The sequence below is a fragment of the Methylobacterium sp. 1A genome (genome assembly GCF_058072805.1).
In genome coordinates this window covers 2,180,956-2,207,699 of sequence record NZ_JBYQVE010000002.1, presented here as the reverse complement: position 1 = coordinate 2,207,699, position 26,744 = coordinate 2,180,956, and the positions used below count along the sequence as shown (strand labels likewise).

Annotated in this window: 24 protein-coding genes; 20 read left to right on the top strand and 4 right to left on the bottom strand. The window is 71.6% G+C overall.

Annotation, left to right across the window (positions count from 1 at the left end; translation table 11 throughout):
- Positions 1-24: 24 nt before the first annotated feature.
- Positions 25-1,074, bottom strand: coding sequence for a LacI family DNA-binding transcriptional regulator (locus tag ACX9MN_RS30485; RefSeq protein WP_489726233.1), 1,050 nt, complete (start codon positions 1,072-1,074; stop codon positions 25-27).
- A 184-nt stretch (positions 1,075-1,258) separates the two neighbouring features.
- Here ACX9MN_RS30485 and ACX9MN_RS30480 point away from each other — a divergent pair, with 184 nt between their 5' ends.
- The 9 genes from ACX9MN_RS30480 to ACX9MN_RS30440 all read left to right on the top strand — a co-directional run bounded on the left by ACX9MN_RS30480 (position 1,259) and on the right by ACX9MN_RS30440 (position 10,818).
- Entirely contained in the window at positions 1,259-2,566 is a 1,308-nt protein-coding gene (locus tag ACX9MN_RS30480) for an alpha-hydroxy acid oxidase (protein ID WP_489726232.1), read from the top strand.
- 177 nt (positions 2,567-2,743) lie between these two features.
- Positions 2,744-3,799 carry a lactonase family protein gene (locus ACX9MN_RS30475; protein ID WP_489726231.1) on the top strand — a complete coding sequence of 352 codons (1,056 nt, stop codon included), beginning with the start codon at positions 2,744-2,746 and terminating at the stop codon, positions 3,797-3,799.
- Positions 3,800-3,960: 161 nt separating this feature from the next.
- Complete coding sequence (locus tag ACX9MN_RS30470; RefSeq protein WP_091680479.1) at positions 3,961-5,256, top strand: MFS transporter; 1,296 nt, start codon at positions 3,961-3,963, stop codon at positions 5,254-5,256.
- A gap of 45 nt (positions 5,257-5,301) precedes the next feature.
- Complete coding sequence (locus ACX9MN_RS30465; protein WP_489726230.1) at positions 5,302-6,132, top strand: NAD-dependent epimerase/dehydratase family protein; 831 nt, start codon at positions 5,302-5,304, stop codon at positions 6,130-6,132.
- 62 nt (positions 6,133-6,194) lie between these two features.
- Positions 6,195-6,896 carry a molybdate ABC transporter substrate-binding protein gene (locus ACX9MN_RS30460; RefSeq protein WP_489726229.1) on the top strand — a complete coding sequence of 234 codons (702 nt, stop codon included), beginning with the start codon at positions 6,195-6,197 and terminating at the stop codon, positions 6,894-6,896.
- Between the two features lie 98 nt (positions 6,897-6,994).
- Positions 6,995-7,246, top strand: a complete 252-nt coding sequence (locus ACX9MN_RS30455; RefSeq protein WP_210186920.1) for a type II toxin-antitoxin system ParD family antitoxin — start codon at positions 6,995-6,997, stop codon at positions 7,244-7,246.
- Positions 7,243-7,533: a type II toxin-antitoxin system RelE/ParE family toxin gene (locus ACX9MN_RS30450; protein WP_489726228.1), complete on the top strand. Its 291-nt coding sequence runs from the start codon at positions 7,243-7,245 to the stop codon at positions 7,531-7,533. Before ACX9MN_RS30455 ends, ACX9MN_RS30450 begins: the two co-directional genes overlap by 4 nt.
- A 151-nt stretch (positions 7,534-7,684) precedes the next feature.
- A complete protein-coding gene (locus ACX9MN_RS30445) occupies positions 7,685-9,316 on the top strand; it encodes an ABC1 kinase family protein (RefSeq protein WP_020093008.1) in 1,632 nt (543 codons plus the stop codon).
- Positions 9,317-9,576: 260 nt separating this feature from the next.
- Positions 9,577-10,818 carry a sensor histidine kinase gene (locus ACX9MN_RS30440; protein ID WP_091680470.1) on the top strand — a complete coding sequence of 414 codons (1,242 nt, stop codon included), beginning with the start codon at positions 9,577-9,579 and terminating at the stop codon, positions 10,816-10,818.
- A gap of 21 nt (positions 10,819-10,839) precedes the next feature.
- Here the strand turns inward: ACX9MN_RS30440 and ACX9MN_RS30435 are convergent, their stop codons facing one another.
- Positions 10,840-11,181, bottom strand: coding sequence for an Hpt domain-containing protein (locus ACX9MN_RS30435; protein WP_100251839.1), 342 nt, complete (start codon positions 11,179-11,181; stop codon positions 10,840-10,842).
- A gap of 467 nt (positions 11,182-11,648) precedes the next feature.
- Between ACX9MN_RS30435 and ACX9MN_RS30430 the strand changes: the two genes are divergently transcribed.
- The 8 genes from ACX9MN_RS30430 (at position 11,649) to ACX9MN_RS30395 (ending at position 19,993) form a co-directional block, all read left to right on the top strand.
- Entirely contained in the window at positions 11,649-13,436 is a 1,788-nt protein-coding gene (locus ACX9MN_RS30430; protein ID WP_489726227.1) for an ABC transporter ATP-binding protein, read from the top strand.
- Complete coding sequence (locus ACX9MN_RS30425) at positions 13,433-13,756, top strand: low molecular weight protein tyrosine phosphatase family protein (protein WP_020093004.1); 324 nt, start codon at positions 13,433-13,435, stop codon at positions 13,754-13,756. Before ACX9MN_RS30430 ends, ACX9MN_RS30425 begins: the two co-directional genes overlap by 4 nt.
- A 160-nt stretch (positions 13,757-13,916) precedes the next feature.
- The gene (locus ACX9MN_RS30420) at positions 13,917-14,714 is read left to right on the top strand and encodes a YfdX family protein (RefSeq protein ID WP_489726226.1); all 798 of its coding nucleotides are present in this window, start codon (positions 13,917-13,919) and stop codon (positions 14,712-14,714) included.
- A 72-nt stretch (positions 14,715-14,786) separates the two neighbouring features.
- Positions 14,787-15,140: a hypothetical protein gene (locus tag ACX9MN_RS30415; protein ID WP_056533079.1), complete on the top strand. Its 354-nt coding sequence runs from the start codon at positions 14,787-14,789 to the stop codon at positions 15,138-15,140.
- A gap of 104 nt (positions 15,141-15,244) precedes the next feature.
- Positions 15,245-15,448, top strand: coding sequence for a hypothetical protein (locus ACX9MN_RS30410; RefSeq protein WP_020093001.1), 204 nt, complete (start codon positions 15,245-15,247; stop codon positions 15,446-15,448).
- Between the two features lie 228 nt (positions 15,449-15,676).
- The gene (locus ACX9MN_RS30405; RefSeq protein ID WP_427509628.1) at positions 15,677-17,140 is read left to right on the top strand and encodes a sensor histidine kinase; all 1,464 of its coding nucleotides are present in this window, start codon (positions 15,677-15,679) and stop codon (positions 17,138-17,140) included.
- A complete protein-coding gene (locus ACX9MN_RS30400) occupies positions 17,125-18,525 on the top strand; it encodes a sigma-54-dependent transcriptional regulator (RefSeq protein WP_091927196.1) in 1,401 nt (466 codons plus the stop codon). The genes ACX9MN_RS30405 and ACX9MN_RS30400 overlap by 16 nt, the downstream gene beginning before the upstream one ends.
- 148 nt (positions 18,526-18,673) lie before the next feature.
- Entirely contained in the window at positions 18,674-19,993 is a 1,320-nt protein-coding gene (locus ACX9MN_RS30395) for an MFS transporter (RefSeq protein WP_091680460.1), read from the top strand.
- 28 nt (positions 19,994-20,021) lie between these two features.
- Here ACX9MN_RS30395 and ACX9MN_RS30390 read toward each other — a convergent pair whose 3' ends face one another.
- Entirely contained in the window at positions 20,022-20,264 is a 243-nt protein-coding gene (locus ACX9MN_RS30390; RefSeq protein ID WP_091978212.1) for a hypothetical protein, read from the bottom strand.
- Between the two features lie 170 nt (positions 20,265-20,434).
- Here ACX9MN_RS30390 and ACX9MN_RS30385 point away from each other — a divergent pair, with 170 nt between their 5' ends.
- From ACX9MN_RS30385 to eda, 3 genes are all read left to right on the top strand, one after another.
- A complete protein-coding gene (locus ACX9MN_RS30385; protein ID WP_489726225.1) occupies positions 20,435-21,556 on the top strand; it encodes an asparaginase in 1,122 nt (373 codons plus the stop codon).
- Between the two features lie 397 nt (positions 21,557-21,953).
- The gene (gene edd, locus ACX9MN_RS30380; RefSeq protein WP_489726224.1) at positions 21,954-23,780 is read left to right on the top strand and encodes a phosphogluconate dehydratase; all 1,827 of its coding nucleotides are present in this window, start codon (positions 21,954-21,956) and stop codon (positions 23,778-23,780) included.
- 22 nt (positions 23,781-23,802) lie between these two features.
- Entirely contained in the window at positions 23,803-24,429 is a 627-nt protein-coding gene (eda, locus tag ACX9MN_RS30375; RefSeq protein ID WP_020092994.1) for a bifunctional 4-hydroxy-2-oxoglutarate aldolase/2-dehydro-3-deoxy-phosphogluconate aldolase, read from the top strand.
- Positions 24,430-24,583: 154 nt separating this feature from the next.
- Here the strand turns inward: eda and ACX9MN_RS30370 are convergent, their stop codons facing one another.
- Positions 24,584-26,695 carry an ABC transporter ATP-binding protein/permease gene (locus ACX9MN_RS30370; protein WP_026604903.1) on the bottom strand — a complete coding sequence of 704 codons (2,112 nt, stop codon included), beginning with the start codon at positions 26,693-26,695 and terminating at the stop codon, positions 24,584-24,586.
- Between the last annotated feature and the right edge of the window lie 49 nt (positions 26,696-26,744).

Below are 26,744 nucleotides of genomic sequence, written 5' to 3'. Positions count from 1 at the left end.
AAACAGGTGGCAAGATAGCGCAGGTCAGGGTCCGGCCCGCCTCGGCGGAGCCGTGCTGGCGCGCAGGATCAGCTCGGCGTCGATCTCGGTGAGACGGACCATCGGCCGCCCCTGGATCCGGGCGATCAGGTGGTCGCCGGCGGCGTGGCCGATCTCGGCGGAGTGGATGCGGATCGTCGTCAGCGCCGGGTCGAGGAAGGGCGCGAAGTCGGAATCGTTGTGGCCGATCACCGACAAATCGCCGGGAATGGAGAGCCCCCTTGCCCGCGCCTCGATCATCGCCCCGAAGGCGATCTGGTCGGTGCCGCAGATGATCGCGGTCGGCGGCGGGCCGCCGGCCAGCATCTGGCGGAACCCGTCGCGGCCGCCGCCGATCCCGTAGGAGATCTCGATGTCGTGCTCCGGGGCGAGCCGCAGGCCGCGGGCCGCGAGCGCCGCCGCGATGCCCGTCACCCGGGCGCCGCCGCGGTCGTTGTCCTTGCGCAGGCCCGAGATCACCCCGATCCGGCGATGGCCGAGATCCATCAGGTAGTTGGCCGCCCGGGCCGCCGAGGCAGCGTTGTCGAAGCCCACGCAGGGGCGCTCGCGGGACAGACTGAAGGTCTGCACCATCGGGATGCCGGCGCGGGCGATCCGGGCGTGGAGGTCCGGGTGGTGGATGTCGCCGACCAGCATCAGTCCGTCGACGCCGCGCTCCAGCAGGAAGGTCGCCTCGCGGAGCTCGTCCTCCAGGTCGTAGCCGGCATTGGCCGCCACCAGGGTGTAGCCCGCCTGCCGCAGCCGGTCCTGGAAGCTCGACAGGACGCGCACGAAGGCCTCGTTCTCGATGTTCGGCACGACGGCGCCGACGGCCATGAAGCGGCGCGTCGAGAGCGCCCGGGCCGCCCCGTTGGCGACGAAGCCGAGATCCTGCGCGGCCCGCATCACCGCCGCACGCTTGTCGGCCCGGACGCCGGCGGAGCCGTTCAGCACCCGGGACACCGTCGCGGTCGAGACGCCGGCGCGGCGGGCGACGTCCCGGGCAACCGGGCTGCGCGTTGGCGGCTCGAGGATCTCCTCCGGCAGGTCCAGCACTGAGATCGATCCTCCTCCCGAACGGCCCCGCGGGGCAGCGCGTCGGCCCCGGATACGCGACGCGGCGATGCCCGGCCAGCAGAAGCGGGCCGAACCGGCAGTATATTGACACCCCACCCGACCACTGGCTATCTGAAAGCGCTTTCAAGAGGCTGCTCGATCGGGCGGCCCACAGGAGGATCCGATGGCGACGCTCGACCGGCCGGCCTCCGGACTGGGAGCCCCAGAGCGTGCCGCGCCGACCGTCGGCGGCGCGGACGCCGCGGCGCCGGGCATCGCGGCCCCGCAGGCCATCGTCACCAGCCTGAAGCGCAGCGACGCGGTCACGCCCTACCGGTTCCGCGACCTGCTGGCCCTCGACGATTTCGAGCGGCACGCCCGCAAGCTCCTGCCGCCGATGATCTTCCAGTACGTCTCCGGCGGGGTCGAGACCGGCTCGGCCCTGGCGCAGAGCCGCGGCGCCTACGCCGACTACGCCCTCGTCCCTCGCCTGATGCGGGACACCTCGGCGCGGGACACCGCCACCACGCTGTTCGGCCAGACCTACGCGGCGCCGTTCGGGATCGGGCCGCTGGGCGGGGCCGCCTTCATCGCCTACCGGGGCGACCTCGTGCTCGCCGAGGCGGCCCGGCGGATGAACCTGCCGATGTGCCTGAGCGCCTCCTCGTTGATCAGGTTGGAGGACGTCCACGCCCGGAACCCGCAGGCCTGGTTCCAGGGCTACCTGCCGGGCGATCAGAACCGGATCGACCGCCTCCTCGACCGGGTCGAGGCCACCGGCTACCGGACCTTCGTGGTGACCGCCGACACGCCGACCCTCGGCAACCGCGAGCACAACATCCGCAGCGGCTTCTCCATGCCGATCAAGGTCACGCCGAAGGTGGCGTGGCAGAGTGCCACCCACCCGCGCTGGCTGCTCGGAACCGTCGCCCGGACCTTCCTCAAGCACGGGGCCCCGCACTTCGAGAACACCGAGGCCGAGCGCGGGCCGCCGATGATGTCGCAGGGCGCGGTGCGCAACACCATCGCCCGCGACCAGCTCTCGTGGAAGAACCTGGAGGCGATCCGCAAGCGCTGGTCCGGCAACCTGCTGGTGAAGGGCTTGCTGGCGCCGGAGGACGTCGACATCGCGCGGGAGTGCGGCGCCGACGGCGTGATCCTCTCGACCCACGGCGGCCGCCAGCTCGACTACGCCGTCGCCCCCCTCGACGTGCTGCCGGAAATCGCCGCCCGGAAGGGCGGGCTGAAGATCATCGTCGACAGCGGCATCCGCCGGGGCACCGACGTGATGAAGGCGCTGGCGCTGGGCGCAGACTTCGTCCTGCTCGGCCGGCCCTTCATGTTCGCCGCGGCGCTCGGGGGCGCCGCGGGGGTCGAGCACGCGATGCGGATCCTCAAGGAGGAACTCAACCGCGACATGGCGCTGATCGGGGTGAACCGCCTGTCCGAACTCAATCCCGACTTCCTGCGCCGCACCCCGCGGCGGGCCTGAGCCGATGGCGGGAGGATCGACCGTGATCGGCTTCCCGGACACGCGCGGCGCGCCGGCGAGCGGCAGCGGGACAGCCGCCCGGGGCGCCGGGGCCGCCGCGCCCGGGCGCCCGGCATCCCTGCACCGTCGATCCCGCCGGCTGTCCCCGCAGCCCCGTCCCCGATCCGGATGCTCCGCATGACCGACCCCGCCCCCCGCGGCCTCGCCTTCGTGGGCTGCTTCACCACCGAGCGGCGCCGGGCGCGCGGCCGGGGCATCGACATCTACCGGACCGGTCGCGACCTCGGCGACTGGACGCATCTCGGCCGGGTCGAGAACCTGACGAACCCGTCCTTCCTGGTGACCGACCCGGCGCGCGCGATCCTCTACACGGTCCAGGGCGACGGCGAGGCGGCGAGCGCCTTCGCGCTGGAGCCCGACGGCACCCTGCGCGCCCTCGGCAGCGCCGCCACCGGCGGCACCAACAGCGTGCACCAGGCCCTCGACCCCGGGGGTCGGTTTCTGATCGTGGCCAACTACGCCAGCGGATCGGTCGCCCTCATGCCGGTGCGCGCCGATGGCGGCCTGGAGCCCGCGTGCCAAGTGCTGCCGCTCCCGGGCGAGCCGGGCCCGCACCGAACCGAGCAGGCCTGCGCCCACCCGCACCACGTGGTCCTGTCGCCCGACGGTCGCCACGTCATCGTCCCCGACAAGGGCCTCGACCGCGTCTTCGTCCTGAAGCTCGCGGGCGAGCGGCTCGCCATCGTCTCGGAAACCGCGATGCGTCCCGGCGCCGGCCCGCGCCACATCGCATTCCACCCGCACGAGCCCCTCGCCTTCCTGGTCAACGAGCTCGACTCGAGCGTCGCCACCTGCCGGTGGGACGCGGACGCCGGAGCGCTGACGCCCCTGCACCTCGTCTCGACCCTGCCGCCGGACTTCTTCGGCGCGAGCACCGCCGCGGCCATCGCGGTCACGCCCGACGGACGATTCGTCTACGCGTCGAACCGCGGACAGGACGGGATCGCGCGGTTCCGGGCGGACCCGGCCGGGCGCCTCGAACCCGCGGGCTGGACGTCCTCCGGCGGCCGCGACCCGCGCTTCATGGTCCTGGCACCGGACGGAGGCCACCTGCTCGTCGCCAACGAGCAGGGCGACTGCCTCGTCGCCTTCGCCATCGATCCCGAGAGCGGAGACCTCACTCGGACCGGTTCGCGCCCGAGCCTCAGTCCCTGCACGATCGCGTTCCTGTAGGAGGCGCCGACGCGTTCAGGCCCGCGCCGCGCGCGGGCCCGACCATGCCCCTCGAAGGGGCAAGAGAGGCGGAACCGGCGGCGGTCGAGCCGTGACCTCTGACCGCCGGGCCGCACCAAGCAAACAAGAAAAGAAAATCATAAATATTCTGGAGGATGCCCATGTTCGCCAAGCGTTACAGGTTCCTGATCGCGTTCCTGCTGTTCATCGCCGGTATCATCAACTACATGGATCGAGCAGCGCTCGGCGTCGCCGCGCCCTTCGTCAAGCAGGACCTGAACCTGTCGCCCTCGGAGCTGGGGGTGATCTTCAGCACGTTCTTCTTCGGCTACGCGCTGTTCGCCTTCGTGGGCGGGCAGCTCGCCGACCGTTACGGGCCGCGCAGCGTCTACAGCTGGGCGGCGGCCTCCTGGTCGGTCCTGTGCATGCTCACAGGGGCGGTGACCGGCTTCGCCCAGATGTTCATCGTCCGCGCCCTGTTCGGCTTCGCCGAGGGGCCGATGAACTCCACCACGAACCGCACCATCACCACGTGGTTCCCCCGCGAGGAGACCGCCCGGACCATCGGCTTCACCTTCTCGGGCCAGACGGTGGGCAGCGCCATCGCGGCGCCGGTCGTCGGCCTGCTGGCGATCCAGTACGGCTGGCGCGTGGCGTTCGTGGCCATCGGCGCCGTCGGCCTGCTGTGGGTCGTGGCGTGGCGGATGCTCATGACCGACCGGCCGCAGGACAATCCGCGGGTCCATCCGGAGGAGATCGCCCTCGTGGAGCGCAGCCGGGCGGTCACGCACCTCGCGCCCTCCGACCATGCCCGCTCGCTGAAGGAGTACCTGTTCCTGCCGAGCACCCTGTCGCTCGGGCTCGGCATGTTCGCGGTGAACTACACCCTCTACATCTTCCTCTCGTGGCTCCCGAGCTACCTCACCGACGCGCTGCACATGCCGGTGAAGGAGATGGCGCTGGTCGCGTCGATCCCCTGGGCCTGCGGCTTCGTCGGCTATGTCGGCGGGGGCGTGGTGGCGGACTTCGTCTACACGCGCATGGGCGACAAGCTCGCCGCGCGGAAGATCACCACGATCGTGCCGCTCGCCATCGCGGGGGTGGCCCTGATCATGGTCAACGCCGCGACCAGCACCGCCATGGCGGTCGCGCTGATCGCGCTCGCCGTGCTGATGCTGACCAGCTCGGTGCAATCCTGCTGGGCGACGATCCACGAGCTGGTGCCCGAGGCCCGGGTCGGCGGCGTCAGCGGCTTCATCCACCTCCTGAGCAACATCTCGGGCATCATCGGGCCGACTGCCACGGGACTGGCCGTGCAGTATCTCGGGGGCTACGCCAGCGCCTTCGTGATCGCCGCCCTGATCGCGGCGGCCGGCGTCGTCGCGATGGCGATCTTCGTGCGGCGGCCGCGCAACCCGGCGGAAGCCGGCCCCCTCGCCGCGGCCAAGCCCGTCTGACCGAGGCTGTCCGATCAAGTCCGCCGGAATCTGGAGCAGCGTCCCATGAGCCCCGAGACCGTCCCGCCCAAACCCGTCCTCCTGACCGGAGCCTCCGGCGCCCTCGGGCGCGTCCTGACCCGCGCGCTCGGCGCGCAGGGCTGGACGCTCCGGCTCACGGACCGCGTCCCCTTCCCCGACCCGTTGCCGGAGGGGGCGCGCTTCCAGGTCGCCGACCTGGAGGACGGGCCGGCGATCCTCCGGCTGGCGGAGGGCTGCGGCACGATCCTCCATTTCGGGGGGATCTCGGTCGAGCACCCGTTCGAGACCGTGATCGGCCCGAACATCCGCGGCCTCTACCACGCCTACGAGGCGGCCCGGCGCGAGGGCGCCCGGATGATCTTCGCCTCGTCGAACCACGCGATCGGCTTCCACCCGCGGTCCGAGGTGCTGGACGACGATTGCGGCCTCGCGCCCGACGGCTATTACGGCCTGTCCAAGGCCTACGGCGAGCTGATGGGCGGCCTCTACCGCGACAAGCACGGGGTCGAGAGCGTCTTCCTGCGGATCGGCTCGTGCTTCCCGGAGCCGACCGACGCGCGGATGCTGGCCACGTGGCTGTCCTACGCCGACCTGACCCGGCTGATCACCCGCGCCACCCTGGCCCCGGACCTCGGCCCGACGGGCTCGGTGGTGATCTGGGGCGCCTCGAACAACAGCCGCATGACCTGGTGGCGGAAGGACGGCCGCGCCGTCATCGGCTGGACGCCGCAGGACAGCGCCGATGCCCACGCGGCGGCGCTGGAGGGGAAGACCAGCGGCAACCCGGTGGTGGAGCGCTACCAGGGCGGCGGGTTCACGGCGATCGACTATTCCCGCGCCGCGCCGCCGCGGTGACGGACCGCTTCTTCGGCGCGGCCACCCGACCGCTCCTCCCGAGACGAGAGACTGGACACACCATGCCGAGCGCGCGACCCGAGACACGCCTCAAATGCGCCCTGGTGATGCGCGGCGCCTTCGACGCCCACGTCGTCCCGGCCTTCGAGGCCGCGGGGGGCCGGACGGCGATCCACTGGGCGCCGACCACGGTCATCATGAAGACCCTCGCCGAGGGCGAGACCGCCGACGCGGTGCTCGTCCTGTCGGACGCCATGGATCGGCTCGTCGCCGAAGACCGCGTCGAGCCCGAGAGCCGGGTCGACGTGGTGCGCTCGCGCTACGGCATCGCCGTCAAGGCCGGGGCTCCGCATCCGGACATCGCGACCGTCGAGGCGCTGAAGCGCACCCTGGTGGAGGCGCGGTCGGTGGCCTACTCGCGGACCGGCGCCAGCGGGATCTACTTCGCCGGCCTGCTGCCGCGGCTCGGCCTCGCCGACGCGGTGAACGCCCGGGCGACGATCATCCCGCAGGGCTTCACGGCCGAGAAGCTGGTCTCCGGGGAGGCCGACATCGCCGTCCAGCAGATCAGCGAGCTGATGGTCGTGCCCGGCATCGAGGTGGTCGGCCCCCTCCCCGACCCGGTGCAGGAGATGACGACCTTCGCGGCGGCGATCCTGCGCGGCGCGGCGGACCGGGACGGCGCGGCCCGGTTCCTCGCCGGGCTGACGACGCCGCAGGCGGCCGAGGCCTATCGGACCAGCGGGCTGGAGCCGGCCTACTGACGGCCCGGTCGTCTGGCCGTACCGTCGCGCTTGCACGGAGCCCGCCGATCTTTGACAATCTCTGCCAAAGATCGTCATCCAGCGGGCGGAGGTGCCCCGTGGCCAGCATGAACGTCTCGCTGCCCGAAGCCATGAAGGCCTGGGTCGAGGCGCAGGCCGATACCGGCCGCTACGCCAATGCCAGCGACTACGTGCGCGACCTGATCCGGCGCGACCAGGAGCGCTTGGCTAAGCTCGGCGATCTGCAGCGGCTGATCGACGAGGGGCTGGCGAGCGGCGTCAGCGACCGGTCGGAGCAGGATATCCGCCAGCTCGGGCGGACGCGATTGGCGGCCCGTCCGGAACCATGACCTTCCGGACGACGCCTCAGGCCGATGAGGACATCGCCGAGGCCTATGTGACGGGGGCGCTACGCTTCGGCGTGACCCAGGCCGAGCGTTACCAGGACGGCCTGTTCGACGCCTTCCGCATGCTGGCCGCAACGCCGCAGATGGCGCGCGAGCGGCGCGAATTCACGCCGCCCGTGCGGCTACATCCCTATCGAGCCCACGTGATCGTCGACGTCGTGGACGGGTCCGCCGTCCTCATCCTGCGCGTGCTGCACGGGCGACAGGACTGGGAACGGGCACTGACGTAGGAGTCGAGCCCGCCTCGATACTGGTGGCCGAACGGGTCTGCGGCGGTCTTGTTGCCACCGCCTCCGCGAAACCGGGGTTCGCGACCGCAAAAAAGTCCTTATGCTCGTGCTGTCCGGACGCCCAATCCCGTCCGACCGGATCGCTCCATTCATGCTGAAGACAGCCTTCGTTGCCGCCCGCGACCGCCAGCGGCTGTCGGAGATCGCGACGATCCTCATCGGCTTCGGCGTCACCCGCGTCGTGGACCGGCTCGGCCTGCGCTACCTGCCGCTCCTGCCGCGCCGCCAGCCCCGGGTCGACGTCACGCGCCTGTCCGAGCCGGAGCGGCTGCGCCGGGCGATCGAGGCGCTCGGGCCGACCTTCATCAAGTTCGGGCAGGTGCTGGCGAGCCGGCCGGACCTCCTGTCGCCGGCCTGGACCGAGGAGCTGCAGAAGCTCCACAGCCAGGTCGTGCCGGTGACGTGGGAGCAGATCGGCCCGCAGCTCGAGCTCGATCTCGGCGCCTCGCCCATGGAGGTGTTCGCCGAGTTCGACACCAACCCGATCGCCTCGGCGTCGATCGCCCAGGTCTACCGGGCGCGGCTGCACTCGGGCGAGGACGTCATCGTCAAGGTGCTGCGGCCGAACCTGCGCAAGATCATCGAGGCGGATCTGCGCCTCATGGCCCACGGCGCCCGCATCGTCGAGAACGAGTGGCCCGACATGGCCCGCTACCAGCCGCGGGAGCAGATGCGCCACCTCGCGGAGGGCCTCAACGGCGAGCTCGACCTGCTCAACGAGGCGCGCAACTGCGAGCTGCTGGCCCAGATCTTCGAGGACCGCGACGACATCGTCTTCCCGAAGATCCACTGGGAGTACTGCTCCGAGCGGGTGCTGGTGCAGGACTTCATCCACGGCATCCCGCCCAACGACGAGGCGGCCCTGCGCGCGGCGGGCATCGACAAGAAGCTGCTCGCCCAGAAGGGAACCGACGCGTTCCTGCAGATGGCGCTGATCGAGGGCGTGTTCCACGCCGACCCGCATCCGGGCAACATGCTGGCCCTGCCCGGCAACAAGATCGGCTTCATCGATTTCGGCATCATCGGGCGGCTGTCGCAGCGGCGGCGCTCGCAGCTGCTCGTGCTGATCGGCGCCATGCTCAAGCAGGACGCCGACGGCCTCATGGCCGTGCTCCTCGACTGGACCGGCACCAGCAACCCGGACCTCACCCGTCTCCAGGTCTCGGCCCAGTCTTTCGTGGAGAGCCACTCGTCGATCCCGCTGAATCTCGGACTGGTGCTGACCGACTTCATGAACATGGCCCGCGAGAACGACCTCGCGATGCCGACCGACCTCGCCATCCTGTTCAAGGGGCTGGTCACCGCCGACGGCGTGATGCGCCACCTCGACCCGAATTTCGACCTGTTCGCCGCCGCGGGCCCCACGGTCCGGGCGAGCATGCAGACGCAGTTCTCACTCTCCGCCCTCAAGCAGAAGGCCGAGGCCCTGGGCGTCGGCCTCTACGGCGCCGCCTCGGAGCTGCCGACCCTGATCCACCTGATGCTGGTGCGGCTGAAGCAGGGCCGCGTCACCGTCGAGATCGAGGTGAAGGGCCTCGACAAGGTTACCCGCGGCATCGAGCGCGCGGCCGCGCGGGTCGCCGTGGCCCTGGTGGTGGCGGCCTTCGCCACGCAGCTCGCGCCCCGCCTCATCGATCTCGGCACGCCCGTCTTCGTCTCGATCGGATTGATAATTTTTATCCTCGGGATCGGCTGGCTCGTGCTGCTGATGCGAAACAAGTAACCGTCTTCGCACCCGCACAGGGCTCCAACATAAGTTTTCATCCGCAGGCGAATACCGAGCTGATTTGATAATCCTGCGCGCCATGCTAGCGTGAGACATCCAACGATTCGCTCGGCTGCGGGCGGGGAACCGGCACCAGAAGCGGTCTGAACCGCCGGTGCGGCCCTGCCATCGACATCCGTTGCCGCGCCGCGCGGTCGGGGAGCTCCGACGGCGCGCCGCGCACGGGCGCCCCGTCGGGATGACGAGGGGGGCGGGCGATGGAAGTGGACATCGTACGGCCGCGGATCGACGGGGCGGAGCGCCGCGTCGAGACGCTCGAGGCGGAGAACATCCGCCTGCGCAGCCTGCTCAGCCAGGCGACCGCCCAGGCCGACTGGGAGCGGCAGCGGAGCCGGCGGCTCGGCCGAATCATCGAGACGGCGAGCCGCGTCGAGGCCGGTCGCATGGCGGCCGAGCGGGTCGAGGCGCCCCGCGGGCCGTCGCCCCGCGAACCGGCCGGACTCGGGCTCGAGGCGAGGCCGCGCCCTTCCGGCCGCGCGCGCGCGATCGGCCTGCCGCAGGCCCCGAACGATTACCTGGAACTGCTGGACCGCGACGGGCGCCTGATCACCGCCAGCGAGGACGGTCCGGCCCTGTCCGCCGCCGGGGACGAGGCTGACGCGATCGGCCGGCCCTGGATCGACGCCTGGACGCGCCCCGAGGACCGGGAGGCGGTGGCCGAGGCGCTCGATCGGGCCCGGATCGGCCGCCCGAGCCGGTTCCAGGCCCAGTCGGAATCCGGCGGCGCGCTCCGCTGGTGGGACGTGGCCGTCACGCCGATCGGCGCGGCGCCGGACCGGCCCGAGCGGATCCTGGCGGTGTCGCGCGACATCACCGACCAGAAGCTGTCCGAGGCGCGCCAGACGCTGCTGATGCAGGAACTCGCCCATCGGATGAAGAACACCATGGCCATGGTCCAGGCCGTCGCGACGCAGACCATGCGCAACGCACCGTCGCTGGAGGCGGCCGGCGAGGCGCTGGCCGCGCGGCTCCTGGCGCTCGCGAAGGCGCACGACGTGCTGCTGCAGGGCTCCTTCACCCGGGCCTCCCTGAGTGGTCTGGTCGAGGGCGCCGTGTCGCTCCACGGGGACGGCGTCGCGGGCCGGTTCCGCATCGCCGGTCCCGAGCTGACGCTCGGACCGCGCCACGGCATGACCCTGGCGCTGATGCTGCACGAGCTCGGAACCAACGCGGCCAAGTACGGCGCGCTGTCGGTGGCCGCCGGCTGGGTCTGCATCACGTGGAACGTGGCCGAGGCAGAGGGCGGCCAGACCCTCCGGTTCCGCTGGGAGGAGAGCGGCGGACCACCGGTCACGCCGCCGACCCGCACGGGGTTCGGCACGCGGCTCATCGCCCGCAGCCTCGCCCACAGCTTCGGCGGGACCGCCCACATGAGCTACCCGCGCGAGGGCGCGGTGCTGACCTTCGAGGCGCCCCTCGACGCGGTGATGGTCGCCTGATCCCGACGCGGCTGCGTGGCCCTAGGCGCTCAGCCGGGTCTCCGCCTGCAGGTCCCGCAGGGCCGCGACGGTCCGGTCGCGCAGGGTCCTCAGGTCGACCAGCGAACGGGTCAGATCGTCGCCCGCCAGGGCCGATTCCTCGAGGCCGCGGCAGGCCCGGGACAGCTCGGCGCAGCCGAGCATGCCGGACATCGAGACCAGTGTGTGCGCCTCGCGGCCGTAATCGTCGTTCGCGCGATCCGGTCCCTCGAAGGCGGTGGTCAGGCTGACGACGAACCGATCGAGGATGCGGACGAGCTTTTCCGTGCCGATCACGGCCGTAAGTTCCTCGAGCGCGTCCCGGTTCACCAGGGAGTGCGACACCGTCGGTCTCCAAGTACGGATCCGCGACAGCGATCCGAGAGAGGCGCGCAACCGAGGCGCCGCCCAACGGCCCAGTTTGCAGCGAAGTGTTTACACCGCGTTGCGTCAGCTTTTCAACGAAGCGTGACCGTTCCCCAGGCTCCGCAGGGTTGACCCGGGTGCATGGATCGGCCGTCGCGACTGGCCGAAGCTTCGCGATGGTCGTTGCGAATCAGTTCGGGCTCTCCTAGCCTCGTGCTCCTATCGCGCTCGCACCAGGGAGGGAGCTGCATGATCGCTGTGTTTGCCACCCTCCGAGCAGGACTTGACGGCGCCCCCGCGCGGGCCGGCTAGCCGCTTCCCGCTCTCGCCCGGCCCTGCCGCCCGGCGCCTCTGAACCCGATCCTGCCTGATCTCGCCGGCGCGCATCGTTCGCGATGGGACGCGGCGTCACCCGGAGCCGACGCTCGCCCGCGTCGGGCACTCGCATGTCTCTGTCGTCTCCCCAGAAGGCGGACGCGGTCCGTCGCGTCCTGGCCTTCGTCGTCCGCAGTTGGCGCAGGCGCTGGCCCCTCGTCGCCGGTCTCACCGGCGCGATCACGCTCGCCACCCTGGCGGAGGTGCTGCTGCCGCTCTTCGCGGGCCGCTTGGTCGACGCGCTCTCCGGGAGCGACCGACGCGCGGCGCTGGACGCGGCCTGGCCGGCCTTCCTGGCGATGACCGGGCTCGGCCTCGCCACCGCGCTGCTGCGGCACGTCGCCTGGAGCCTCGTGGTGCCGCTCTCCCTGCGCACCATGAGCGACATCGTCGGCAAAGGTTTCGCCCGGGTCCAGCGCTTCTCGACCGAGTGGCACGCCAACACCTTCTCGGGCTCCACCGTCCGGAAGATCTCCCGCGGCATGTGGGCGATCGACGGGCTCAACGACACGCTGCTGCTGTCGCTCCTGCCCGCGCTCGTCGTCCTCGTGGGCACGGCCCTGGTCCTCGGCCTGCACTGGCCGGCCCTCGGCGCGACGGTCGCGATCGGCGCCGGCGCCTATGTCGGCGCGACCGCGCTGCTCGCGACCCGCGTCATCGCGCCCGCGGCCGCGCTCTCGAACGCCCTCGACACCCGCCTCGGCGGCGCGCTGAGCGACGCGATCGGCAACAACGCCGTCGTCAAGGCCTTCGGCGCGGAGGCGCGGGAGGAGGCGCGGCTCGGCCGGCTGCTGGCGAAGTGGCAGCGGCGGACCCGGCGCACGTGGATGATCGTCACCTGGGGCGGCACCGGCCAGCTCGGGCTGCTGCTCGTCCTGCGCACCGCCATCGTCGCCATCGCCCTGTGGCTGTGGTGGCGGGAGCGGGCGAGCCCGGGCGACGTCGCCTACGTCCTGACCGCGACCTTCGTGGTGCACGGCTACCTCCGCGACATCGGCGGCCACATCAACCACCTGCAGCGGGCCATCAACGAGATGGAGGAGCTGGTCGCCCTGGAGGCCGAACCCGTCGGCGTCGCCGACCGGCCCGGCGCGGTCCCGCTCGCGGTCGCGGGCGGGGCGATCCGGTTCGAGACCGTGCGCTTCCACTACGGCGACCACACGCGGCCCCTCTACGACGGGCTGACCGTGACCATTCCGGCCGGCCAGCGCGTCGGGCTGGTCGGGCGCTCGGGCTCCGGCAAGACGACCTTCGTCAAGCTGATCCAGCGGCTCTACGACGTGTCGGGCGGGCGCGTGACGATCGACGGGCAGGACGTGGCGTCGGCGAGCCAGGCGAGCCTGCGCGCGCAGGTCGCCATCGTGCCCCAGGAGCCGGTGCTGTTCCACCGCTCCCTGGCCGAGAACATCGCCTACGCCCGGCCCGGCGCCTCGGCGCAGGAGATCGAGCGGGCGGCGCGCCTCGCCAACGCGCACGACTTCATCGCGCGGCTGCCGAAGGGCTACGCGACGCTGGTGGGCGAGCGCGGGGTCAAGCTGTCGGGCGGCGAGCGCCAGCGGGTGGCGCTCGCCCGCGCCTTCCTGGCGGACGCGCCGATCCTGATCCTCGACGAGGCGACCTCGAGCCTGGATTCCGAGTCGGAAGCTCTGGTGCAGGAGGCCATGGCGCGGCTGATGCGCGGGCGAACCGCCCTGGTCATCGCCCACCGCCTGTCCACGGTGCAGGCCCTCGACCGGATCCTCGTCTTCGACCGCGGTCGCATCGTCGAGGACGGGCCTCACGCCGCCCTGCTGCGCCGCCCGAACGGGGCGTACCGCGCCCTGTTCGAGCGGCAAGCCGACCTCGCGGAGAGCGCGTGAGGATCCTGTTCGTCTGCGGCCGGGCGCGCGCCCGCAGCCCGACCGCGGAACAGATCTTCGCGCGGCTGCCCGGCATCGAGACCGCCAGCGCGGGGGTGTCGCCCGACGCCGACGAGCCGGTGGACGCCGATCATCTCGCCTGGGCGGAGATCGTCGTCGTCATGGAGCGCGCGCACCGGCGCAAGCTGATGCGCCGCTTCGGGGCCGCCCTGCGCGGGACCCGCCTCGTCTGCCTCGACATCCCCGACGTGCACGACTTCATGGCGCCGGCGCTGGTGGCGCTGCTCGACGCGCGCGCCGGCCGCTTCCTGCCGCGCTGAACCCCGCCGCGCTGAGACCCGCCACGCCCGGCGGCGCATTGCCGTTCTTTAATCTTCCGGTCATGCGACCAAATGGCGGCTGATCTATTATCTGAACACGGAATGAATGAGGCCAATGCAGATGAAGGCCTTATCTCCGGCATTAGAGGGAGATATTACTATGTCCTATCGCAAATCTATGGCTGCGGCTCTCGTGCTCACCACAATCCTCGGTGGAACCGCCTACGCGGCGGAGCAGGCCGCCCAGACCAACGGCACGCAGATCAGCGCGAGCCAGGCGGCGGTCGACAAGGATGTCGGCAAGCTCTCGAAGGACGGCGCACAGGGCTTCAGGGATCTCCAGCTCACCCGCCTCGCGATCTTCGAGGCCAATCCCGGCCAGGCCAAGGACATGATCGCCAAGGCGCAGGCCGCCTTCGCCAAGGCCAAGACCGACGACGCGGTCTTCACCAAGGCCGAGGCCGACCTCAAGTCGCCGGCCGACATGGCCGCCCACAAGGCGACTGCGCCGAGCGCCAAGGCCGACACCAAGGCCGATACCAAGACGGCCTCCAAGGAGCAGGTGGCCTGGGTCCCGGTCGACGCGCAGCTGACCCTCGGCGACGACTTCGTGGCCACGCCCGCCAAGGCCTCCGCGGTGACCGAGGCGAACAAGAACCTCGCTCAGGGCGACCAGAAGGGGGCCCTGGAGAAGCTCAAGCTCGCCCATGTCGACGTCAACTTCACCATGGCGGTCCTGCCCCTGAACAAGACCATCACCGACGTCGATCAGGCCGCGACGCTGATCAATCAGGGCAAGTATTACGAGGCCAACGCCGCCCTGAAGACGGCCCAGGACAACATGCGCTTCGACGTGATCGACGCGATCGCGGTGCCCCAGAAGGCGGCCGCCGCCACGGCCGACAAGGGCGCGCCGCAGGCCACCGGCACGACGGCGGGTGCCAAGACCAGCAAGTGACCGAACGCCGACGACGGCCGCGCCTGACGGATCTCGGGCGCGGCCCGGTCGGCGCACAGGAGGGAGGGTCGCGTGCGGCGATTCTGGATCTCGACCATCCTGGGACTCGAACTGCTCCTCGGCGGGACCCTGGCGGCCTCCGCCCGGACGGCGGGGGTTCCGGACTTCAACATCCGGGCGATCTGCGCGCCGGAGCACCGGGCGGGATCGACCGCCGTCGACCGGGCGAGCTACCGCGGCTGCCTGTCCGACGAGGCCGCCGCCCGGCGCACCCTGATCAAGCGCTGGGCGACGTTCGACGTGGCCGAGCGCCGGACCTGCGCGACGGAGAGCCAGATCGGCGGCACCCCGTCCTACGTGGCGATGCTGACCTGCGTGCAGCTCGGAAGCGACGCCCTGCCGATCAACCCGTCGGGCCAGCCCTGAGACGAGACCATCCGCGCGACGGATCGCACGCCCGTGATCCGCGCATGAGGAACCGGCGGCATCGCCAAGACGTCCTGCAATGTCGATTGAGTGGAGGAGGCATCATGTTCAAGACTACGGCGCGCGCTGCTCTTTGCCTGGCCTGTCTCTGGTCGGTCACGCCGGCCCTGGCGGCCCCGAAGGAGATGCCCCAGGGCAAGCGTGACGAGATGTCGATGAAGGACACCAAGCACGAAGTGGTGATGCAGCGGAAGGAGAATAAGGAAGCCAACAAGAACGTCGACAGCCTCATCACGAACCGCAAGTGAGCGCGCGCGCCGACGACTGATCGATCGTACGTCCGAGCGGGGTGCCGGACGCGGCGCCCCTCTCCCGGCGGTCCCGGGCCCGGCCCGGGGCCGTAAGCGCGCGTCGCGTCGGCACCGTGGGACCCGCGCAGTCTCCGCGTGGTCGGTGACCGGGCAATGGCTTAGGAACGGGGTCCGGGCGCGCGACGCCGCCGCAGGAGCCAGCGCCATGCCGGGTCGAACACCGCCGTGACGGCCTACAGCCTGCGCGCCCGGCTGCTCGCGCTCTGGGTCCTGCTGGTCGCCTCCGCGGCCGCCACCGCCTACCTGATGCTCGGCGTCTACGACCAGTCGACGGGCGTCCAGGTGGCGCAGGCCGATCTCGCGGTCGGGCGGGCCTGCCGCGACATCATCGACCGGTACGCCGCCCTCGTGCGTGCGCGCGGGAGGGGCGTCGGGGAGGCCGACCTCGTCGGCACCGTCTCGGCCGCTCTGGCGCGCTTCCCGGGCCTCGAGGGCGGAATCTGGAGCGCCGCGCGCGGGTCGGTGGCCTACGCCTATCCGACCTACGAGGGATCCGGGCCGAAGACCGACTTTCCGGCGGCCGAGCGCGACGCCATCGCGGCGCTGAACGCGCAGGCCCTGCGGGTCGACCACGCGGCCTCGGAGCGGCGGCCGAGCCGGACCCAGGTTCTCATGCTCCAGGCCTGCCCGCTGCACGGGCCGGAGGCCGGCCTGACCGCGTGGTCGATGACGCGCGCGCACGTGAACGACGGCCCCACCTACACGCGCTTCCTCGCGGGCCTGGGCTTCCTCGCCGCCACGGTACTCGGATCGGCCGCGTTCCTGAGCTGGTTCCTGTACGGGTTCTCGGGGCGGATCGCCCGGCTCGAGGCCGCGCTCGCCGCGCCGCGTCCGGACGGCCAGGACCTGCCCCATCTCGACCGCACCGGCGAGCGCGAGCTCGACCGGCTGGTCGACGCCCTCAACGCCGCCGGCGGGCGGCTGCGGGAGGCCCAGGCCCGGATCGTGGCGACCGAGCGCCTCGCCGCCGTCGGCCGTCTGGCGGCGAGCATCGCCCACGAGATCCGCAACCCCATCGCGGCGATGCGGCTGAAGGCCGAGAACGCCCTGGTCAGCGGCGATCCGCACCGCGCCGCCGTCGCCCTCGAGACCGTTCTCGGCCAGATCGCCCGGGTCGACACGCTGCTGCGCGACCTCCTCAACCTGACGCAGGCGCGGCCGCTCAACCGGATGCCCACACCCGTGGCACCGCTCCTGGCCGAGTGCGCGGGCCTGCACGAGGACCTGGCGCGCGCGCGCGCGGTCCGGATCGCGGTCGAGGCCGACGGGCTGCCCGCCGCGGACCACCCGCATCTCGACCGGGCGCAGGTCGCCCGCGCCGTCGACAACCTGCTGCTGAACGCCCTGCAGCACGCGCCGCCGGGCGGGCGGGTCCGCCTCGGCGCCGAGCGCGTGACGGTCGACGGCGCGCTGCGGCTGCGCCTCAGCGTCGCCGATACCGGCGCCGGGGTCGACCCGGCGATCCGCGCCAGCCTGTTCGAGCCCTTCGTCACCGGCCGGCCCGACGGGACCGGTCTGGGGCTCGCGATCGTGCGCGAGATCGCCGTGGCGCATCGGGGCGAGGCGAGGCTGGTCGAGGGCGCGCCGGAGACCACCTTTGTCCTGGATCTGCCATGGCAACCATCCTGATCGTCGACGACGACAGAGCCCTGCGCGACGGGCTCGCCGAGACGGTGACCGATCTCGGGCACACCGCGCTTCCGGTTGCCTCCGGGTCGGAGGCGCTGGCGCGGCTGGGCGAGGGTCCGGTGGCGGCGGTGCTCCTCGACCTGCGCATGCCCGGAGACCTCGACGGCATGGCCACCCTGGAGCGGATCCGGGCCCTGCCGGAGCCGCCGCCCGTGACGGTCCTGACGGCCTTCGCGAGCCCGGCCAACACGATCGAGGCGATGCGCCTCGGGGCGCACGACCACCTGACCAAGCCGATCGGCCGGGCCGACCTCGCCGCCGTCCTCGACGCGATGCTGCGCGACGCCCGCTCCGATCCCGTCGGCGCTGCCCCGCCGCCGGACCACCCGGTCCTGATCGGGTCGAGCGCGGGCATGCGGAAGGTCCAGAAGACCATCGGTCTCGTCGCCGACAACGCGTCCACGATCCTGGTCCAGGGCGAGACCGGCACCGGCAAGGAGGAGGTCGCCCGGGCCCTGCACGCCTTCTCGCGGCGGCGCGCGCGGCCGTTCGTCCCGGTCAACTGCGCGGCGATCCCGGCCGAGGCTCTGGAGAGCGAGCTGTTCGGCCATGTCCGGGGCGCCTTCGCGGCCGCGACCGCCGACCGCGCGGGCGCCTTCCACGAGGCCCAGGGCGGCACCCTGTTCCTGGACGAGATCGGCGACATGCCGGCCGCGATGCAGGCGAAGATCCTGCGGGTGATCCAGGACGGCGTCGTGACCCCGCTGGGGGGCCGGCCTGCCCGGGTCGATGTCCGCCTCGTGGCGGCGACGCATCGCGACCTGCCGGCGCTCGTCGCCGCGGGCGGGTTCCGCGCCGACCTGTACTACCGTCTGAACGTCGTTCCGATCACCCTGCCGCCCCTGCGCGAGCGCCTGGCCGACATCGTGCCGCTCGCCGAGCACTTCCTGGTCCCTTCGGGCAAGCGCCTGAGCGGTGGGGCCGCCTCGCGCCTGCTCGCCTACGAGTGGCCCGGCAATGTCCGCGAGCTGCGCAACGTCGTGGAGCGCGCCGCCATGCTGGTGCGCGGCGGCGTGATCGCGGCCGAGGCCATCGATCTGCCGGCCGCGCGACTCGACCGCCGCGGCGAGGACGGCGCGGCCGACTGGCTCGCCGGCGACCTGCCCGGGGCCGTGGCTCGCCTGGAGCGGACCATGATCGCGGCCGCGCTCCGCGAGGCCGACGGCAACCGCGCCCGGGCCGCCCGCCGGCTCGGCATCCAGCGGCAGCTCCTCTACGCCAAGATCGAGCGCTACGGCCTCGGCGCGCCGGGCACCGATCTGTCGGAAGAGACGACAGACGCTGTCGGGAATCCCGACGCTTCGGCCGGCACCGACACGGCCTGAGGCCCGTGCGGGCCGGAGAACCGTTCACATCCCGCGTGAGGCCCGCGCCGCGCGGGAACCGATGGCGCGCGCGGGCGTCGAGCCCCGCGTGCGACGGCACGGCCCGGATCGGGGCCGCGCCGTCCGTCGGTCGGGGGATCGCGGCAGGATGAACAGCATCGAGACGGGCGCCCGCGGCGCCGGCGGCCGGACACCCTCGGCCAAGGCCCTGCGCGGCCTCGACGCGCTCAACTTCTTCCTCGCCGACGTGCGCGACGGCCTCGGCCCCTACCTCGCCATCTACCTGATCGCCGTGCGCGGCCCCGACCAGGGCTGGAACGAGGCCACGACCGGTCTCGTGATGACCATCGCGGGCATCCTCGGCCTCGTGGCGCAGACGCCCGCCGGCGCGCTGATCGACGCCACCAACCACAAGCGCGCGGTGGTGATCGGCGGCGCCATCGCAGTGACGGCCAGTTGCCTCGTCCTGCCGTTCATCACGAACTTCTACCTCGTCACCGCCACCCAATCGATCGCTCACGTCGCCGGGACGATCTTCCCGCCGGCGCTGGCCGCGATCACGCTCGGCCTCGTCGGGCCGAAGATGTTCGCCAAGCGGATCGGCCGGAACGAGGGCTTCAACCACGCCGGCAACGCGGTCTCCGCCGCCCTGGCGGGCGGGCTCGCCTACTTCTTCGGGCCGGTGGTCGTGTTCTGGCTGATGGGCATCCTGGCGGCGCTGTCCATCGGCGCCATGCTGATGGTGCCGGCCGACGCCATCGACAACGACCTCGCCCGCGGCATGACCGAGGCGGAGGAGCAGGCTCAGGAGAAGCCCTCCGGCCTCGCCACCCTGCTGCAGAACCGGGCGCTGCTGATCTTCGCGGTGCTCTGCGCGATCTTCCACCTCGCCAACGCGGCGATGCTGACCTCGGTGGGCCAGCTCCTGACGCACATCTCGGGCAAGGACCACGCGACCTCGCTGATCGCGGTCTGCATCGTGGCGGCGCAGTGCGTGATGGTGCCGGTGGCGATCTTCGTGGGCGCGAAGGCCGACGTGATCGGCCGCAAGCCGATCTTCCTCACCGCTTTCGGCATCCTGGCGCTGCGCGGCGTCCTGTACACGCTGTCGGACAACCCGTTCTGGCTGGTGGGCGTCCAGCTCCTCGACGGCATCGGGGCCGGCGTCTACGGCGCGCTGTTCCCGATCGTCGTCGCCGACCTGACCCGCGGCGGCGGCCGGTTCAACGCGGCCCAGGGCGCCGTGGCGACGGCCCAGGGCATCGGCGCCTCCCTGAGCGCGACGCTGGCCGGCGTGATCATCGTGTCGGCGGGTTACTCCACCGCCTTCCTGGCGCTGGCGGCCATCGCGGCGCTCGGCTTCGTCCTCTACTTCGCGCTGATGCCCGAGACCCGCGAGGCGGTGCGCGCGGGCAGCGAGCCCGAGAGCGGCGCCGGCATGCCGCCGGCCGTGCCGGCGAGCGCCTGAGCGCCGCGATCGGATCCGGAGGCCGGGCTCAGGACGCGGCGGCCAGCTCCGGCGCGGCCTCGCTCGCCACGGATTTGCCCGGTCCGAGTTGGCCCGGCACGGTCGCCTCCGGCGGGGCCTTCCGCGAGACGTAGTAGATGTCGACGGCGCGCCAGAACGCGCCCTGCTCCTCCGTCGAGCGGCGCGCGAGGGAGGTCTCGAGGATCGACATCGCGGCCCGCGCGGGCTCGCTCCGCTCGAGTTCCTCGAGCAGGCCGGCGAGATGCAGCATGGGATCAAACTCCGAGCGGACAGCAACCCCCATCAACGCCCGAGCTTGCGTAACGATCCGTCGCGCCCTGCACGTCGGCGCCCTGCATGATCCTTGCCTCGAGCCGGGGCGCGGCTACCATCCCCGCGTCGAGTCCGACTCGCTCTCCCGTCAACCGTCGAGGATCTCCGATGTTCTCCTGCCGAAGCGGCGCGGCTCTTCCCCTGCGCGGAGCGGTCTTCGCCCTGGCCCTGGCCAGCGGATTCGGGGCGGCGCCCCTCGTCGCGCGCGAGATGCCCGAGGCCGGCACGGCCGCCGCGGCGAAGAAGCCGAACGTCGTGATCCTCGCCACCGGCGGGACGATCGCGGGCGCCGGCGCCGACGCCGCGAACAGCGCCACCTACACGGCCGCCAAGGTGCCGGTCGACAAGCTGATCGCCGCCGTGCCGCAGGTGAACACCATCGCCAACGTCCGCGGCGAGCAGGTCTTCCAGATCGCCTCCGAGAGCTTCACCGACGCCCAGCTGGTCCAGCTCGGCAAGCGCGTGTCCCAGCTCCTGAAGCAGGACGACGTCGACGGAATCGTGGTCACGCACGGGACCGACACGCTGGAGGAGACCGCGTTCTTCCTCGACCTCGTGGTGAAGAGCGACAAGCCGATCGTGGTGGTCGGCTCGATGCGGCCGGGCACGGCGATCTCGGCCGACGGCGCCCTCAACCTGCTCGACGCCGTCACGGTCGCCGCCAGCAAGGAGGCGATCGGCCAGGGCGTCACCGTGACGATGAACGACTACATCCAGTGCGGCCGCGACGTGAACAAGCGGACCAACATCGTGCCCAGCGCCTTCTACAGCCAGTGGGGACCGCTCGGCATGGTGGTCGAGGGCAAGACCTACTTCTTCCGCTCGCTGACGAAGCGGCACAACATGAGCTCCGAGTTCGACATCGACCAGATCGACAGCCTGCCGCTGGTCGGCATTGTCTACGGCTCGGGCAACATGATCCCGGGCGTCTACGACGCCGAGCTTCAGGCCGGCGCCAAGGCGATCGTCAACGCCGGCACCGGCAACGGCTCGGTCCCCGGCTACCTCGTCGACAAGCTGAAGGAGATCCGCTCCAAGGGCGCCGTCGTGATCCGCTCGTCGCGCGTGCCGGACGGATTCGTGCTGCGCAACGCCGAGCAGCCCGACGACAAGTACGACTGGGTGGTCGCCCACGACCTCAATCCCGCCAAGGCCAAGATCCTCGCCGCCGTGGCGCTCACCAAGACCAGCGACACCAAGGAGCTGCAGCGCATCTTCTGGGAGTACTGAGTCCGGGAGCGCGCCGGGTCTCCGCGGTTCGACCCCGTCCTGAGGCAGGCCTCGAAGGAGCGCTTCGAGACGTGCTGCCGTCGGGCGTCCAGGCAGAGGCGTGAGCGCACCGTCTTCGCGAGTGCAGCGAAGCAATCCAGGGTCGCGCTGCCCTGGGTCACTTCGCTTCGCTCGTGATGACGATGTGAGTGGCATCGATCGAGAGCGTGAGCGTTCGCTGCCCTGGACGCGGGGTTTCCTGAGCCGGCGGGCGGCCGTCGCGGCGTCGCCGGCGCCCGCCCCGGGTTACATCCCGCGGCGCACCCCTTAGATACCGGCCACCGACGCGGGCGCGCGGCCGATCCCGACTCGCGGCCTCGGCCGCGCGCCCGTCGGCACCGAGCCTGGAGGAACGAGCATGACCGAGCTTCATCCCGAGGTCGCGGCGGTCACCGAGCGCGTCGTGGCGCGCTCCCGCGAGACCCGGCGCGCCTATCTCGACCTGATCGCCCGCGAGCGCGAGGCGGGGGTCCGGCGCGGTAAGCTCGCCTGCGGCAACCTCGCCCACGGCTTCGCGGCCTCCGGCGAGGACAAGGCGGCGATCCGCGACGAGCGGACGGTGATGAACATCGGCATCGTCACCGCCTACAACGACATGCTCTCGGCCCATCAGCCGTACGGGCGCTACCCGGAGCAGATCAAGCTGTTCGCCCGGGAGCGCGGCGCCACCGCGCAGGTCGCGGGCGGCACGCCGGCCATGTGCGACGGCGTCACGCAGGGGCAGAGCGGCATGGAGCTGTCGCTGTTCTCCCGGGACACGATCGCGCTCTCCACCGCGGTCGCGCTGAGCCACGGCATGTTCGACGGCGCGGCTTTGCTCGGCATCTGCGACAAGATCGTGCCGGGCCTGCTGATCGGGGCGCTCCGCTTCGGCCACCTGCCGACGATCCTGATCCCGGCCGGGCCCATGCCGTCGGGCCTCGCCAACAAGGAGAAGCAGCGGATCCGCCAGCTCTACGCCGAGGGCAAGGTCGGCCGGGCGGAGCTGCTCGAATCCGAGTCCGCCTCCTACCACGCGGCCGGGACCTGCACGTTCTACGGCACGGCCAACTCCAACCAGATGATGATGGACATGATGGGCCTGCACATGCCGGGCGCGTCCTTCATCAACCCCGGCACCAAGCTGCGCCAGGCCGTGACCCGGGCGGCGATCCACCGGCTCACCGAGATCGGCGGCGCCGGCAACGACTACCGGCCGCTCGGCCTCTGCGTCGACGAGAAGGCGATCGTCAACGCAGCGGTCGGCCTGCTCGCAACGGGCGGATCCACCAACCACGCGATCCACCTGCCGGCCATCGCGCGCGCGGCCGGCATCGTCATCGACTGGGAGGACATCGACCGCCTGTCCAGCGCCGTGCCGCTGATCGCCCGCGTCTACCCGAACGGCGCCGGCGACGTGAACCACTTCCACGCCGCGGGCGGCATGAGCTTCGTGATGGCGGCCCTGCTCGACGCGGGCCTCCTGCACGACGACATCCTGACCGTGTCGGGCCAGACGCTGCGCGACCACGCCCGCGACCCGAAGCTCGACGGCGAGGAGCTGGTCTTCGAGGACGCCGTGCCGGAGAGCCTCGACGACACGATGCTGCGCCGGCCCGGCAACCCGTTCCAGCCCGACGGCGGCATGCGGCTCGTGAAGGGCAATCTCGGCCGGGCGACGTTCAAGACCAGCGCCGTCGAGGAGCATCGCCGCACCATCGAGGCCCCGGCCCGGGTCTTCTCCGACCAGGACGAGGTGCTGAAGGCGTTCAAGGCCGGTGAGCTGGAGCGCGACGTCGTGGTCGTGGTCCGGTTCCAGGGCCCGAGGGCCAACGGCATGCCGGAGCTCCACAAGCTCACGCCGCCGCTGGGCGTGCTGCAGGACCGCGGCCACAAGGTCGCCCTGGTGACGGACGGGCGGATGTCGGGCGCGTCCGGCAAGGTGCCGGCCGCCATCCACCTGAGCCCCGAGGCGCTCGGCGGCGGCCCGATCGGGCGGATCCGCGACGGCGACATCGTCCGCCTCAGCGCGGCCGACGGGCTGCTGGAGGTGCTGGTCGACGAGGCAGAGCTCGCCACCCGCCCCGAGGCCGAGGCGCCAGAGCCGGCGCAGGGCACCGGGCGGGAGCTGTTCGCGTTCATGCGTCACGGGGCCGACACGGCGGAGCGGGGCGCCTCCGCGATGCTCGCCGCCGCCGGCCTCTGAAACCGAGAGGGAGTTGCCGACCATGAACGATCTGACCAGCATCGACGCGCTGATGCGCTCCGTGCCCGTCATTCCGGTCCTGGTGATCGACGACGCGGCGCAGGCGCGGCCCATCGCCGAGGCCCTGGTGAAGGGCGGCCTGACCGCCCTGGAGGTCACCCTGCGGACCCCGGCCGCCCTCGACGTCATCCGGGAGATGACCCGGGTCGAGGGCGCGGTGGTGGGCGCCGGGACGGTGCTCAACCCGCGCGATCTCGAGAAGGCCCTGGCGGCGGGGGCCGAGTTCATCGTCTCGCCGGGCCTCACCGAGCCGCTGACCGACGCCGCCAAGGCCAACGGCGTGCCCTACCTGCCCGGCGTCGCGACGGCGGCCGACATCATGCGCGGCCTCGACCACGGGCTCGACCGGTTCAAGTTCTTCCCGGCGGAGGCCGCGGGCGGGATCAAGGCGCTGAAGGCGCACGCGGCGGTGTTCGGCGCGGTGCGGTTCTGCCCGACGGGCGGGATCACCGAGCTGAGCGCCCCGGACTGGCTGTCGATCCCGTCCGTGCTCTGCGTCGGCGGCAGCTGGGTGGTGAAGCCCGGCACGCCGGATCCGGCGGCGATCGAGCGGGCGGCCCGGGCCGCCGCGGGGTTGCGCAAGGCGTAAGCCCCGCAACCGACGTCCTTGCGAGCGAAGCGAAGCAATCCAGGGTCGCGCCACATCTCCAGGATGTCGCGCTGCCCTGGTCACTTCGCCGCGCTCGTGATGACGGAGAGGGCGCGGCCCCGCCCCTCAGAGGGGGAGGAGCTGTTGCAGCCTCTCACTCCGCCGGCAGCGGCTGCCTCTGCACCCGCGGGACGAAGACACCGCTCTCCGGCTCGAGCGCGATGCGCCGGTCGTGGAAGGCGTCCAGCGTCGAGCGATGGCCGATCGACACGATCGTCGTGCCGGGGAGCTGCTCGCGCAGCATCCGGTAGAGGGCGGCCTCGGAGGGCTCGTCGAGGGAGGCCGTCGCCTCGTCGAGGAACAGCCATTCGGGCTTGGCCAGCAGCGCGCGGGCGATGGCGAGCCGCTGCTGCTCGCCACCCGACAGCCGCCGCTCCCAGGTGTCGCTCTCGTCGAGATGGTCGACGAGGTGGGGGAGCTGGGCGGCCGTCAGGGCGTCCCGGATCGCCGCGTCCGAGAACTGGTCGGTGGTGTTCGGGTAGACAACGGCGCCGCGCAGGGTCCCCTGCGGAATGTAGGGCCGCTGCGGCAGCAGCAGGGCCGACTGCCCGGCGGGCACGTCGACCCGGCCCTTGCCGAACGGCCAGATCCCCGCGATCGCCCGGAACAGGGTCGACTTGCCGGAGCCGGAGGGACCCGTGACCAGGGTCGCGCCGCCGCGCGGCAGGGTCAGCGCGTCGGCGGTGACGATCGGCTTCCCGTTCGGCAGGGCGAGGACGAGGCCGCGCGCGGTGACGTCGCCGGTGCTCTCGTTCCCCTGGACGAGGCCGTAGCCCGCCGCCTCCAGCGCCTCGGCCTTCGTCATGGCCCTTCGGAACGAGCCGAGACGGATGGTATTGGCCTTGTAGGCGGCCAGCGTCGTGTACGAGTCCACGAAGAACGACAGCGAGCTCTGCACCTGGCTGAAGGCCTGGGACGTCTGCTGGAGCGCGCCCAGCGTGATCTTCTTGGCGAAGAAGGACGGGGCCGCCAGCACCATCGGGAAGATGACGCTCGCCTGCCGGTAGCTGAACGTGAAGGCGATGAGCTTGATGCGGCGGAAGATGATCCCGACATAGTTGTCGATCACGCTGTGGAACAGGCTCGAGAGCCGCGAGGCCTCTGCCCGCTCGCCGCGCAGCAGGGCGATCTGTTCGGAGTAGATGCGGTTCCGGGCCAGCGCGAAGCGGAAATTCGCCTCGACCTGCTCCTGCCGGAAGTCCAGCCCGATGAGCGGCCGGCCGATCAGGTGGGTGAGCCACGTGCCGACCACCGCGTAGGCGATCACCAGCCAGACCAGGAAGCCCGGGATCACCGTGTCGGTGAACGGCACGACGAAGTCGCGCGACAGGGTCCAGAGGATCACGATGAACGAGACGAGCTGCGCGGCCTGGCTGAGGAGCCGGATCGACAGCGTCGTGGTCTGCACGATGAAGCTGTTGACGTCGGCCTGGATGCGCTGGTCCGGGTTGTCCGCTTCCTCGTCGGTGAACGGGATCCGGTAATGCGTGCCGTTGCCGAGCCAGCGCTCGTACAGGCTGTGGGTCAGCCACGTGCGCCAGCGGATGAGCAGCGAGGAATCGACGAACAGGTCGAACATGCCGATGGCGATGTTCAGCGTGGCCAGCGGCACGAACACCCAGAGCAGCTGGTACCAGAACGCGTTCGCATCGTATTCCTGGAGCGAGTTGTAGATGTCGCGGTAGAAGAAGTTGAACCGCAGCGTCAGCGCCACGTCGGCGAAGTTCACGAAGATCGACAGCGCCACGAGGTTGCGGCCGATCCGGCCCTCGGTGGTGCCGAACCAGCGGAACAGGCCGATCTCCTTGGTCGGCTTGTCGCGATTGGCGAAGTACGGGTCGGCGATGTTGGTGATCGCGCGGATCGGCTCGAGATGCGAGATGCCGAGCACGATGGCGGCGAAGACCACCGCGCCGGTAGCGGCGAAGGCCGGCGGGAGCAGCGCGGCGATCACCGGCGGCAGCAGCCCCATGGCGGCGATCGTCTTCGATCCGGCGAGCAGCAGGTAGCCGACGCCGTAGACCGAGACGAAGACCTTCAGGTAGGCCGAGATGCCGTTCGCGGCGATCAGGATGCCCGCCATGGCGAAGCCGGCGAGGGAGACGTAGAGCGGCGGGCTCGGGATTCCGGGAAACGCCAGCAGGATCAGCGCGGCCAGGGCCGTGAGCACGGCCTGGATGCCCAGTCCGGTCCTGAGTGCTGCCACCGTCGATCCCCCATCCGCGCGCGCCCGCCCGGGGCGCCGCCGGCGGCCT

Bases quoted from the DNA above. Each gene is read 5' to 3' on its own strand.
- ACX9MN_RS30480 (WP_489726232.1), top strand. From the start codon at position 1,259: ATGGCGACGCTCGACCGGCCGGCCTCCGGACTGGGAGCCCCAGAGCGT.
- ACX9MN_RS30475 (WP_489726231.1), top strand. From the start codon at position 2,744: ATGACCGACCCCGCCCCCCGCGGCCTCGCCTTCGTGGGCTGCTTCACC.
- ACX9MN_RS30470 (WP_091680479.1), top strand. From the start codon at position 3,961: ATGTTCGCCAAGCGTTACAGGTTCCTGATCGCGTTCCTGCTGTTCATC.
- ACX9MN_RS30465 (WP_489726230.1), top strand. From the start codon at position 5,302: ATGAGCCCCGAGACCGTCCCGCCCAAACCCGTCCTCCTGACCGGAGCC.
- ACX9MN_RS30460 (WP_489726229.1), top strand. From the start codon at position 6,195: ATGCCGAGCGCGCGACCCGAGACACGCCTCAAATGCGCCCTGGTGATG.
- ACX9MN_RS30450 (WP_489726228.1), top strand. From the start codon at position 7,243: ATGACCTTCCGGACGACGCCTCAGGCCGATGAGGACATCGCCGAGGCC.
- ACX9MN_RS30445 (WP_020093008.1), top strand. From the start codon at position 7,685: ATGCTGAAGACAGCCTTCGTTGCCGCCCGCGACCGCCAGCGGCTGTCG.
- ACX9MN_RS30440 (WP_091680470.1), top strand. From the start codon at position 9,577: ATGGAAGTGGACATCGTACGGCCGCGGATCGACGGGGCGGAGCGCCGC.
- ACX9MN_RS30430 (WP_489726227.1), top strand. From the start codon at position 11,649: ATGTCTCTGTCGTCTCCCCAGAAGGCGGACGCGGTCCGTCGCGTCCTG.
- ACX9MN_RS30420 (WP_489726226.1), top strand. From the start codon at position 13,917: ATGTCCTATCGCAAATCTATGGCTGCGGCTCTCGTGCTCACCACAATC.
- ACX9MN_RS30410 (WP_020093001.1), top strand. From the start codon at position 15,245: ATGTTCAAGACTACGGCGCGCGCTGCTCTTTGCCTGGCCTGTCTCTGG.
- ACX9MN_RS30400 (WP_091927196.1), top strand. From the start codon at position 17,125: ATGGCAACCATCCTGATCGTCGACGACGACAGAGCCCTGCGCGACGGG.
- ACX9MN_RS30395 (WP_091680460.1), top strand. From the start codon at position 18,674: ATGAACAGCATCGAGACGGGCGCCCGCGGCGCCGGCGGCCGGACACCC.
- ACX9MN_RS30390 (WP_091978212.1), bottom strand. From the start codon at position 20,264: ATGCTGCATCTCGCCGGCCTGCTCGAGGAACTCGAGCGGAGCGAGCCC.
- ACX9MN_RS30385 (WP_489726225.1), top strand. From the start codon at position 20,435: ATGTTCTCCTGCCGAAGCGGCGCGGCTCTTCCCCTGCGCGGAGCGGTC.
- edd (WP_489726224.1), top strand. From the start codon at position 21,954: ATGACCGAGCTTCATCCCGAGGTCGCGGCGGTCACCGAGCGCGTCGTG.
- eda (WP_020092994.1), top strand. From the start codon at position 23,803: ATGAACGATCTGACCAGCATCGACGCGCTGATGCGCTCCGTGCCCGTC.